10 protein-coding genes are annotated in these 11,770 nt (G+C 62.2%); all 10 read left to right on the plus strand.

Translation table 11 applies throughout. The features are described 5' to 3' along the window. The first annotated feature begins 110 nt into the window (after window positions 1-110). Window positions 111-2,240 (plus strand): flagellar biosynthesis protein FlhA, encoded by a 2,130-nt coding sequence (gene flhA / locus KI241_RS07505; protein WP_042729118.1) that lies wholly within the window; start codon window positions 111-113, stop codon window positions 2,238-2,240. 11 nt (window positions 2,241-2,251) lie between these two features. After that, window positions 2,252-3,601 carry a flagellar biosynthesis protein FlhF gene (gene flhF, locus KI241_RS07510; RefSeq protein ID WP_042729119.1) on the plus strand — a complete coding sequence of 450 codons (1,350 nt, stop codon included), beginning with the start codon at window positions 2,252-2,254 and terminating at the stop codon, window positions 3,599-3,601. Window positions 3,602-3,715: 114 nt separating this feature from the next. After that, window positions 3,716-4,546: a flagellar synthesis regulator FleN gene (gene fleN, locus KI241_RS07515; protein WP_042729120.1), complete on the plus strand. Its 831-nt coding sequence runs from the start codon at window positions 3,716-3,718 to the stop codon at window positions 4,544-4,546. After that, window positions 4,543-5,286: an RNA polymerase sigma factor FliA gene (fliA, locus tag KI241_RS07520; protein ID WP_042729121.1), complete on the plus strand. Its 744-nt coding sequence runs from the start codon at window positions 4,543-4,545 to the stop codon at window positions 5,284-5,286. The genes fleN and fliA overlap by 4 nt, the downstream gene beginning before the upstream one ends. 160 nt (window positions 5,287-5,446) lie before the next feature. Next, window positions 5,447-5,818 carry a chemotaxis response regulator CheY gene (locus tag KI241_RS07525; protein WP_003199125.1) on the plus strand — a complete coding sequence of 124 codons (372 nt, stop codon included), beginning with the start codon at window positions 5,447-5,449 and terminating at the stop codon, window positions 5,816-5,818. A gap of 19 nt (window positions 5,819-5,837) precedes the next feature. Continuing rightward, window positions 5,838-6,623: a protein phosphatase CheZ gene (locus tag KI241_RS07530; RefSeq protein ID WP_042729122.1), complete on the plus strand. Its 786-nt coding sequence runs from the start codon at window positions 5,838-5,840 to the stop codon at window positions 6,621-6,623. Between the two features lie 23 nt (window positions 6,624-6,646). After that, complete coding sequence (locus KI241_RS07535) at window positions 6,647-8,926, plus strand: chemotaxis protein CheA (protein ID WP_042729123.1); 2,280 nt, start codon at window positions 6,647-6,649, stop codon at window positions 8,924-8,926. A 48-nt stretch (window positions 8,927-8,974) separates the two neighbouring features. Continuing rightward, entirely contained in the window at window positions 8,975-10,108 is a 1,134-nt protein-coding gene (locus tag KI241_RS07540; RefSeq protein ID WP_123578560.1) for a chemotaxis response regulator protein-glutamate methylesterase, read from the plus strand. Further along, on the plus strand, window positions 10,108-10,848 hold the full coding sequence (locus tag KI241_RS07545; RefSeq protein ID WP_042729125.1) for a flagellar motor protein: 741 nt from the start codon (window positions 10,108-10,110) through the stop codon (window positions 10,846-10,848). Before KI241_RS07540 ends, KI241_RS07545 begins: the two co-directional genes overlap by 1 nt. A gap of 15 nt (window positions 10,849-10,863) precedes the next feature. Continuing rightward, complete coding sequence (gene motD / locus KI241_RS07550) at window positions 10,864-11,748, plus strand: flagellar motor protein MotD (protein WP_042729126.1); 885 nt, start codon at window positions 10,864-10,866, stop codon at window positions 11,746-11,748. Window positions 11,749-11,770 lie beyond the last annotated feature (22 nt).

Genomic DNA, 11,770 nt, shown 5'->3' on the forward strand with positions numbered 1-11,770 from the left:
GGCTTTGTCTCAATTTTCGCGTCTCCCCAAAGTTGGACGGCTTTTTGCAAAAGCAGCTCCCAAGACGCTGCCAGCGTCAAAAGTTTGCTTCACAGAAACGGGGAATATCGGTGAATCGCTCTCAGCTACTCAGCACCGCGCGCAGCAACGCTGTGACTCTCAGCCAAGGCAACCTCGGGGTGCCGCTGCTGCTGATGGTCATGCTTGCCATGATGATGCTGCCCGTGCCGCCGTTCCTGCTGGACGTGTTCTTCACATTCAACATCGCCCTGTCGATCGTGGTGTTGCTGGTCTGCGTCTACGCCCTGCGCCCCCTGGATTTCGCGGTGTTCCCCACCATCCTGCTGGTGGCGACGTTGCTGCGCCTGGCGCTGAACGTGGCGTCCACCCGGGTGGTCATGCTCCACGGCCAGGACGGTCATGCCGCCGCCGGTAAGGTGATCCAGGCCTTCGGCGAGGTGGTGATTGGCGGTAACTACGTGGTGGGTATCGTGGTTTTCGCCATCTTGATGATCATCAACTTCGTCGTGGTGACCAAGGGTGCCGGGCGGATTTCCGAGGTGAGCGCGCGTTTTACCCTCGACGCGATGCCCGGCAAGCAAATGGCGATCGACGCCGACCTCAACGCCGGCCTGATCGATCAGAACCAAGCCAAGACGCGACGCCTGGAAGTGGCCCAGGAAGCCGAGTTCTACGGTTCCATGGACGGCGCCAGCAAGTTCGTGCGCGGTGACGCCATCGCCGGCCTGCTGATCCTGTTCATCAACCTGATCGGCGGCATGGCGGTCGGTATCTTCCAGCACGGCATGAGCTTTGGCGATGCGGGCCGGGTCTACGCCTTGCTGACCATCGGTGACGGTTTGGTGGCGCAATTGCCATCACTGTTGTTATCCACAGCGGCCGCGATCATGGTGACCCGTGCATCGGGTTCCGAGGACATGGGCAAGCAGATCGGTCGGCAGATGTTCGCCTCGCCCAAGGCCCTGGCCGTGGCCGCTGGCCTGATGGCGGTGATGGGCCTGGTGCCGGGCATGCCCCATGTCTCCTTCCTGAGCATGGCCGCATTGGCGGCGGGTGGTGCCTACCTGTTCTGGAAAAAACAGAACGCCCAGAAAATCCAGGCCCTGCAAGAGGTCAAGCGCCAGCAGGAACTGCTGCCGTCGCCGGCTCGCGCACTGGAGACCAAGGAACTGGGCTGGGACGACGTGACCCCGATCGACATGATCGGCCTGGAAGTCGGCTACCGCCTGATTCCATTGGTCGATCGCAACCAGGGCGGCCAGTTGCTGGCGCGGATCAAGGGCGTGCGCAAGAAGCTGTCCCAGGATTTGGGCTTCCTGATGCCGACCGTGCATATCCGTGACAACCTCGACCTGGCGCCGAGTGCCTATCGCCTGACACTGATGGGGGTGATCCTGGCCGAAGCCGAGATCTACCCGGATCGCGAGCTGGCGATCAATCCGGGACAGGTCTACGGTTCGCTCAACGGCATCACCGCCAAAGATCCGGCTTTCGGCCTGGAAGCGGTGTGGATCGAAATCAGCCAGCGGGCGCAAGCGCAGTCTCTCGGCTATACCGTGGTGGACGCCAGCACCGTGGTTGCCACCCACTTGAACCAGATTCTGTACAAGCACTCCAGCGAGCTGATCGGTCACGAAGAAGTCCAGCAATTGCTGCAAGTGCTGGCCAAGGGCTCGCCGAAGCTGGCCGAAGAGTTGGTGCCGGGGGTGGTTTCGCTGTCGCAACTGCTCAAGATCCTGCAGGCGCTCCTGGCCGAGCAAGTGCCAGTGCGCGACATTCGCAGCATCGCCGAAGCCATCGCCAATAACGCTTCCAAGAGTCAAGATACCGCCGCGATGGTGGCGGCGGTGCGGGTCGGTGTATCCCGCGCAATCGTCCAAAGCATTGTAGGTACTGAGTCCGAGCTGCCTGTGATCACCTTGGAGCCAAGGTTGGAACAGATATTGCTCAATAGTTTGCAGAAGGCAGGACAAGGTTCGGAAGAGGGTGTTCTGCTGGAGCCAAGCATGGCCGAGAAGCTGCAGCGTTCGTTGATCGAAGCAGCCCAGCGGCAAGAGATGCAAGGGCAACCGGTGATCCTGCTGGTGGCCGGTCCGATTCGCGCGATGCTCTCGCGGTTCGGGCGCCTCGCGGTCCCGGGGCTGCATGTGCTGGCTTACCAGGAAATACCGGACAACAAGCAAGTGACCATCGTTGCGACAGTAGGGCCCAACGGCTGAGGTAGTGGTTTATGCAAGTGAAGCGTTTTTTCGCCGCCGATATGCGTCAGGCCATGAAGCTGGTTCGTGACGAGCTGGGCGCCGAAGCAGCCATCATCGGTAATCGCCGGATCGCCGGCGGTGTCGAGCTGACAGCGGCTCTGGACTACAAATTGTCGGCGCTGGCCCCGCGTGTTCCGAACATGGAACTCGAGGACGAGCTGCGCAAGACCCAATCGCGCATCGCCAGTGCCCAGGCCGAACTGAGCCTGCGCAGCAGCGAAGGCGAGGCCGCGCCAGGCACCAATCGTCAATTGTTCGCCGGTCAGCCACTGACCGCCGGCCTGCCGCTGACTGCCGCTGAACCGCTGATCGAGCCTACCCAGGCCGAGCCGCGTCGGCCGGCGCCAGCGCCCGCCGCGCCAGCCCGTGGGGTCGACCCGCGTGCCCTGGACTCGATGCGCTTTGAACTCAACAGCCTGCGCGAACTGATGGAAGTCCAGCTCGGCTCCCTGGCCTGGAACCAGTTGCAAGGCAGCCGTCCGGCCCAGGCCAACCTGTGGCGTCGCCTGCAACGCATCGGTCTGTCCGGTCCGTTGTCCCGCGACCTGCTGGCACTGATCAATGGGATCGAAGAGCCTCGCCAGGCTTGGCGCATGCTGTTGGCACACCTGGCGCGTATGATCGCCACGCCGGACGTCGAGCCACTGGAAGAGGGCGGGGTGATTGCCATGGTCGGTCCTGCCGGCATGGGCAAGACCACCACCCTGGCCAAGCTCGCCGCCCGTTATGTACTCAAGTACGGTGCCCAGAGCATTGCGCTGGTGAGCATGGACAGCTTCCGCATCGGAGCCCAGGAGCAACTCAAGACCCTGGGCCGTATCCTCAATGTGTCGGTGACCCACGTGGACCCGGGCCAGTCCCTGGCCCAGGCGCTGGAGCCTTTGCTGCGCAAGCGCGTCGTGCTGATCGATACCGCCGGCCTGCAAGCCAGCGATCCGGCCCTGCGCCTGCAGCTCGAGAGCCTGGCCGGGCGCGGTATCAAGTCAAAAAATTATCTCGTGTTGGCAACCACCAGCCAGAAACAGGTTCTAACCGCCGCATACCACAGCTACAAGCGCTGCGGGCTGGCCGGCTGCATCCTGACTAAGCTGGACGAAACGGCAAGCCTGGGCGAGGTGTTGAGCCTGGCGATCGGTCATGAACTGCCGGTGGCCTACCTGACCGACGGGCCGCGGATCCCGGATGATCTGCATCTGCCGCGCCGTCATCAACTGGTCAGTCGTGCCGTGAGTGTGCAAATGCAGGAAGAACCCAGCGAAGAAGCCATGGCTGACATGTTCGCTGATATCTACCACAGCCCATCCAAACAGGTCGGCTGAGGTTATCATGAGTATTTTTTGTACCTACATCGATGGTCTGCCATGCATTGTTCCGTGTGAACGCGCAGCCAGTAATGTGGCCTCCGTCTAAGTAAGACAAGGTAAAGAACGAACATGGGCAGCATGCATCCCGTACAGGTGATCGCGGTGACCGGCGGCAAAGGTGGCGTCGGGAAGACTAACGTGTCAGTGAACTTGTCCCTGGCTCTGGCAGAGCTTGGCCGACGGGTCATGCTGCTGGACGCCGACCTGGGCCTGGCGAACGTCGACGTGTTGCTGGGGCTAACCCCAAAGCGCACGCTGGCGGACGTGATCGAAGGCCGCTGTGAACTGCGCGACGTACTGTTGCAAGGGCCTGGCGGGATTCGCATCGTGCCGGCCGCCTCCGGCACCCAGAGCATGGTTCACCTGACCCCGGCCCAGCACGCGGGCCTGATCCAGGCGTTCAGCGACATCGGCGACAACCTCGATGTGCTGGTAATCGACACCGCGGCCGGCATCGGTGACTCGGTCGTCAGTTTCGTGCGGGCCGCCCAGGAAGTGCTGCTGGTGGTCTGCGATGAACCGACTTCCATCACCGACGCCTATGCCCTGATCAAGCTGCTGAACCGCGACTACGGCATGAACCGCTTCCGCGTCCTGGCCAACATGGCGCAGAGCCCGCAGGAGGGACGCAATCTGTTCGCCAAGCTGACCAAGGTCACGGATCGCTTCCTGGATGTCGCCCTACAATACGTCGGCGCCGTGCCCTACGACGAAAGTGTCCGCAAGGCCGTCCAGAAGCAACGTGCCGTCTATGAAGCTTTTCCACGTTCCAAATGTGCGCTGGCGTTCAAGGCAATCGCCCAGAAGGTCGATAGCTGGCCGCTGCCGGCCAACCCGCGCGGGCATCTGGAATTTTTCGTCGAGCGTCTCGTGCAACAAACAGCAGGGCCCGTGCTATGACAGCCAGCAGTTACAACCACCTCTACAAGAAATCGGCACGGGACGCCCAGTACGAGTTGATCGAGCGTTACGCGCCCCTGGTCAAGCGTATCGCCTATCACTTGCTGGCGCGGCTGCCGGCCAGTGTCCAGGTCGAGGACCTGATCCAGGCCGGCATGATCGGCCTGCTCGAAGTGTCGAACAAATACGACGCGAGCAAGGGCGCCAGTTTCGAGACCTACGCCGGTATCCGTATCCGCGGCGCGATGCTCGATGAGGTCCGCAAGGGCGATTGGGCACCGCGTTCGGTGCACCGCAACACCCGCATGGTGAGCGATGCGATCCGTGCGATTGAAGCTAAAACCGGGCGTGACGCTAAAGATCACGAGGTTGCGGCCGAACTCCAGTTGAGTCTCGATGATTATTACGGGATTTTGAACGATACCTTGGGCAGCCGCCTGTTCAGTTTCGACGACCTGTTGCAGGACGGCGAGCATGAAGGGCTGCACGAGGATGGCGCGAGTGCTCACATGGAGCCATCGCGTGACCTGGAAGATGAACGCTTCCAGAGCGCGCTGGCCGAAGCGATTGCCAATTTGCCGGAGCGTGAGCGACTGGTCTTGGCGCTGTACTACGACGAAGAGCTGAACCTCAAGGAAATCGGTGAGGTCCTGGGGGTCAGCGAATCGCGGGTCAGCCAGTTACACAGCCAGTGCGCAGCCCGTTTGCGGGGGCGTTTGGGGGAATGGCGAGCGCGCTGATACGCAGTGCGGGGGCGCTGCGAACGAGGCTGGCAGGTACTGCACGGTCTCACCCGTTGTGCTGCGCGCTGTTGTCGAGCGTTGTGCCGGATTGATTGAAATGGCGCGTTCAGGTGCTGGACGCGTTTAAGACTGCTTGGAGGTCGAATTGGACAAGAACATGAAAATCCTCATCGTTGATGACTTCTCAACGATGCGGCGGATCATTAAAAACCTGTTGCGTGACCTTGGGTTCACCAACACGGCCGAAGCAGATGACGGGACCACTGCGCTCCCGATGTTGCACAGTGGCAACTTCGATTTTCTGGTCACCGACTGGAACATGCCCGGCATGACCGGCATCGACCTGCTGCGCCAGGTGCGCGCTGATGAAAAACTCAAGCACCTTCCCGTGCTGATGGTCACCGCCGAAGCCAAGCGCGAGCAGATCATCGAAGCGGCCCAGGCCGGTGTGAACGGCTACGTGGTCAAACCCTTCACGGCCCAGGCGTTGAAAGAGAAGATCGAAAAAATCTTCGAACGCATCGGCTAACGGCGCCCCGGGGGGAGCTATGGATAACGAATCTTCAATGGGCGATTTCGAATCGACCCTGAAAAAACATGCCCGTGAACTGGTCGAAAGCCTCGAAAAAGGCCGTTTTGGCGATGCGGTTCAAATGATCCATGAGCTCAACCAGACCCGTGACCGTGGTCTGTATCTGGAAGTGGGCAAGCTCACGCGTGAATTGCACAGCGCGATTGTCAATTTCCAGATCGACCCGCGCATGCCGCAGGCCGAGGAAGTCTCGCAGATCACCGACGCCACCGAGCGCCTGGGGTATGTGGTCAAGCTGACCGAAGCGGCGGCCAACCGCACCATGGATTTGGTGGAGAGCGCCACGCCGCTGGTCAATGGCCTGAGCGAGGAAGCCCAGGCCTTGAGCACCGACTGGGGTCGGTTCATGCGTCGCGAGGTGGGGGCCGAGGAGTTTCGCGAGTTGGCCCGCCGGGTCGACGGTTTCCTGACGCGCAGCAGCAGCGAAAACCGCGCCGTCGCCAGCAACCTCAACGACATCTTGTTGGCCCAGGACTATCAGGACCTGACCGGCCAGGTGATCAAGCGCGTGACCCAACTGGTTACCGAAGTGGAAAGCAATTTGCTCAAGCTGGTGTTGATGGCCAGCCAAGTCGACCGCTTTGCGGGCATCGAACACGACCGTGAAGCGATGCTTGCTGAAAAAGATCCACAAAAACATCTCTCTCAGGGTGAAGGTCCGCAAATTCATGCCGATAAAAGAGAAGACGTTGTGTCCGGTCAGGACGATGTGGACGATTTGCTGTCCAGCCTTGGATTTTAGCCTGTTTTAGGAGCACCCCATTAATGAGCTTCGGCGCCGATGAAGAGATCCTTCAGGATTTCCTGGTTGAGGCTGGCGAGATTCTTGAGCAACTGTCCGAGCAATTGGTCGAGCTGGAAAGCCGGCCGGATGATGCGGATCTGCTCAACGCAATTTTTCGCGGTTTCCACACTGTAAAAGGAGGCGCCGGCTTCCTCCAGCTCAACGAGCTGGTGGAGTGCTGTCACATTGCCGAAAACGTGTTCGACATCCTGCGCAAGGGTGAGCGTCGCGTTGATTCGGAGCTGATGGACGTGGTGCTTGAAGCGCTGGATGCGGTCAACAGCATGTTCAGCGAAGTGCGCGAGCGCTCGCCGATTACCCCTGCCACGCCTGAGCTGCTCGCTGCGCTGTCGCGCCTGGCCGAGCCTCAGTCGGCGGATGAAACCGCTGCCGTGGCCGAGCCGGTCATTGAAGAACCGGCCGTCGAGGAACCCGTCGCCGAGGAATCGGGCGACATCACCGATAACGAATTCGAACAACTGCTGGACTCCCTGAGCGCCGCCAAGGCCCAGGCCGAGGCGCCGGCGGCTCCGGCTGCCGCACCGGCGGGCGATGCCGCTGCCAGCGATGAAATCACCGACGCCGAGTTCGAGTCGTTGCTCGACCAGTTGCATGGCAAGGGCCAGTTCGCCGTCGATGCCGTCGCGCCTGCGGCGGCCCCGGCCGCCCCGAAAGCGGCGGGCGACAACTCGGACATCACCGACGACGAATTCGAAGCCTTGCTCGATCAGTTGCATGGCAAGGGTACCTTTGCCGTCGACGCCCTGGATTCGGCCATCGCTTCGGCGCCAAGCCCGGCGCAACCTGCCGCCGCTGCGGCCGGCAGCGACCTGATCAGCGACCACGAATTCGAGTCGCTGCTGGACGAGTTGCACGGCAAAGGCAAATTCACCGAAGTCGGCACGGCTTCCGCTACGGGGGCTGGCGCTGCGACGGCTGCACCGGTGGCCAAGGCCGCGCCGAAACCGGCTGCCAAGGCGCCGGAGCCAAAGGCCGAGACACCTGCGCCCGCGGCCAAGCCAGCCGCTGCGGCCGCGCCAGCACCGGCTCGTGCCGCGTCGGCGCCGCCAGCGGAAAAACCAGCCAGCGAAGCCGAGACCACCGTTCGGGTCGACACCGCACGCCTGGACGAGATCATGAACATGGTCGGCGAACTGGTGCTGGTGCGTAACCGCCTGGTGCGCCTGGGCCTCAACAGCCAGGACGAAGCCATGTCCAAGGCCGTGTCGAACCTCGACGTGGTCACGGCCGACCTGCAGACCGCGGTCATGAAGACCCGGATGCAGCCGATCAAGAAAGTCTTCGGGCGCTTCCCGCGCCTGGTTCGCGACCTGGCGCGACAGCTCAAGAAAGAAATCAACCTGGAACTGGTGGGTGAAGAAACCGACCTCGACAAGAACCTTGTCGAGGCCCTGGCCGACCCGCTGGTTCACTTGGTGCGCAACGCGGTCGACCACGGTATCGAGTCGCCGCAGGAGCGAGAAGAAGCGGGCAAGGTCCGCAGTGGCAGGGTGATCCTGGCCGCCGAGCAGGAGGGCGACCACATCCTGTTGTCGATCTCCGACGACGGCAAGGGCATGGACCCGAACGTGTTGCGCTCCATCGCGGTGAAACGCGGCGTGATGGACAAGGATGCCGCCGACCGCCTCAGCGACACCGAGTGCTACAACCTGATCTTTGCCCCGGGCTTCTCCACCAAGACCGAGATCTCCGACGTGTCGGGCCGTGGCGTGGGCATGGACGTGGTGAAAACCAAGATTTCCCAGCTCAACGGTTCGATCAATATCTACTCGACCAAGGGCCAGGGCTCGAAGATCGTCATCAAGGTCCCGTTGACCCTGGCGATCATGCCGACCCTGATGGTGATGCTGGGCAACCAGGCGTTCGCCTTCCCGCTGGTGAACGTCAACGAAATCTTCCACCTCGACCTGTCGCGCACCAACGTGGTGGACGGCCAGGAAGTGGTGATCGTACGGGACAAGGCATTGCCGCTGTTCTACCTCAAGCGCTGGCTGGTCAGTTCGGCGGCGCACGAGGAGCAGGGCGAAGGCCACGTGGTGATCCTTTCGGTGGGCACCCAGCGGATCGGCTTCGTCGTCGATCAGTTGGTGGGCCAGGAAGAAGTGGTCATCAAGCCGTTGGGCAAGATGCTCCAGGGCACCCCGGGCATGTCCGGCGCCACCATCACCGGCGACGGCCGTATCGCACTGATTCTCGATGTGCCCAGCATGCTCAAGCGCTACGCCGCCCGGCGTATTTGATTCTGGAGGAGGGCGGTCCATGGCCGCGCCTCGTCTAACGGAGTGTTTATGGTAGTTAAAGTCCTGGTGGTGGACGATTCGGGTTTTTTTCGCCGCCGCGTCTCGGAAATTCTTTCGGCTGATACGAGTATCCAGGTTGTCGGTACGGCAACCAACGGCAAAGAGGCGATCGATCAGGCCCTGGCACTCAAGCCGGATGTGATCACCATGGACTACGAGATGCCGATGATGGATGGCATCACGGCCGTGCGCCACATCATGCAGCGCTGCCCGACTCCGGTATTGATGTTCTCGTCCCTGACCCACGAAGGCGCCCGGGTGACCCTCGATGCGCTGGACGCCGGGGCCGTGGATTTCCTGCCGAAAAACTTCGAAGACATCTCGCGCAACCCCGACAAGGTCCGGCAGTTGCTGTGCGAGAAGGTCCACAGCATTTCGCGCAGCAACCGCCGCGTCGGTGGCTACAGCGCCCCGGCACCGGCCGCTGTCGCCGCGCCAAGCCCTGCGCCGACGCCAAGCGCTTCGAGCAGCTTCAACCCGCCACCGGTGCGCAGTGCACCGGCACCGGCCCCCACTCGTTCGGCCCCGGCCAGCGCCTCTTCGGCGGCGCCCAAGCGCAAAGCCTACAAGCTGGTCGCGATCGGTACGTCTACGGGCGGCCCGGTGGCGCTGCAACGGGTCCTGACCCAATTGCCGGCCAATTTCCCGGCCCCCATCGTGCTGATCCAGCACATGCCCGCGGCGTTCACCAAGGCCTTCGCGGAGCGCCTGGACAAGCTGTGCAACATCAGCGTCAAGGAAGCCGAGGATGGTGACATCCTGCGTCCAGGCCTGGCGTTGCTGGCGCCGGGTGGCAAACAGATGATGGTCGACGGGCGTGGCGCGGTGAAAATCCTGCCGGGCGACGAGCGGCTGAACTACAAGCCGTGCGTGGACATTACCTTCGGTTCGGCGGCCAAGTCCTACGGTGACAAAGTTCTGGCGGTGGTGCTCACCGGCATGGGCGCCGACGGGCGCGAGGGCGCACGCCTGCTCAAACAGGGCGGCAGTGCGATCTGGGCCCAGGACGAAGCCAGTTGCGTGATCTACGGCATGCCGATGGCCATCGTGAAAGCCGATCTCGCCGACGCGGTGTACAGCCTGGATGACATAGGTCGACACCTGGTCGAGGCATGCCTGTAATGGATGTGCTCAGCCTGATCGGCATCATCATGGCGTTCGTCGCCATCATCGGTGGCAACTACCTGGAAGGCGGGCATCTCGGTGCCCTGGCCAATGGCCCGGCTGCGTTGATCGTGCTCGGTGGCACCATTGGCGCGGCGCTGCTGCAATCGCCCATGAGTGCATTCAAACGGGCGATTCAGGTGCTGGTCTGGATCCTGTTTCCGCCGCGTGTCGACCTGGCCGGCGGCATCGACCGGGTGGTGAACTGGAGCCTGACCGCGCGCAAGGAAGGCTTGCTGGGCCTGGAAGGGGTGGCCGACGCCGAACCCGACAGCTACTCGCGCAAAGGCCTGCAATTGCTGGTGGACGGTGCCGAGCCGGAAGCCATCCGCAGCATCCTGGAGGTGGATTTCTACACCCAGGAAGCCCGCGACATCGAAGCGGCCAAGGTGTTCGAAAGCATGGGCGGCTACGCGCCGACCATCGGCATCATCGGTGCGGTGATGGGCTTGATCCACGTGATGGGCAATCTGGCCGACCCATCGCAACTGGGCAGCGGCATCGCCGTGGCCTTCGTTGCCACGATCTACGGCGTGGCGAGCGCCAACCTGGTGTTGCTGCCGATTGCCGCCAAGCTCAAGTCCATCGCATTGCGCCAGTCGCGCTACCGCGAAATGCTGCTGGAAGGGATCCTGTCGATCGCCGAGGGTGAAAACCCACGCTCCATTGAGTTGAAGCTCCAGGGCTTCATGGATTAATGGGGGTAATGGACCATGGCCCGTCGCAGGCACACTGAAGAACACGTCAACCATGAACGCTGGCTGGTTTCCTACGCTGACTTCATCACGCTGCTGTTCGCCTTTTTCGTGGTCATGTATTCGATCTCGTCGGTCAACGAAGGCAAGTACAAGGTCATTTCCGAGGCCCTGATCGGCGTCTTCACCGACTCTGATCGCGCCCTCAAGCCCATCCCCATTGGCGAAGAGCGGCCCAAGACCACGACCCCGGCCCAGCCGCTGGTCAAGGATTCCGAGCAGGTCGATGCCGGCATCGCCGGTGGCAGCGATCCATTGAAAAGCATTGCCGACGACATCAGCGCGGCATTCGGTGACCTGATCAATTCCAATCAGATGACCGTGCGCGGCAACGAGTTGTGGGTCGAGATCGAACTCAATTCCAGCCTGTTGTTCGGCAGCGGCGACGCAATGCCCAGCGACATGGCCTTCAACATCATCGACAAGGTGGCGGCGATCCTGAAGCCGTTCGACAACCCGGTCCATGTCGAAGGCTTTACGGACGACCAGCCGATCCGGACCGCGCAGTACCCGACCAACTGGGAGCTGTCCTCGGCCCGTTCGGCCAGCATTGTCCGCATGCTGGCGATGCAGGGCGTGAACCCCGGTCGCCTGGCGTCGGTGGGCTATGGCGAGTTCCAGCCGGTGGCCAACAACGCCACCGCCGAAGGCCGTGCGCGCAACCGTCGCGTGGTGCTGGTGGTGTCGCGCAACCTTGATGTGCGCCGTAGCCTGACCGGTACAGGGACGGCCAACGCAACACCGGATGCGGCGTTGAAGCGTGCTGGCACACAAACTGCACCGGCTGCGGTCAAGTCGCCGGGACAGCGGAGCGCCGTCAATTCTCCGTCACCCGCTTTATAACCGAGCTATTTCTCGGTCGAGC

Origin of the sequence: Pseudomonas sp. Cab53 (assembly GCF_018325965.1) — a bacterium.
GTDB classification, from domain to species: Bacteria; Pseudomonadota; Gammaproteobacteria; order Pseudomonadales; family Pseudomonadaceae; genus Aquipseudomonas; species Aquipseudomonas chlororaphis_E.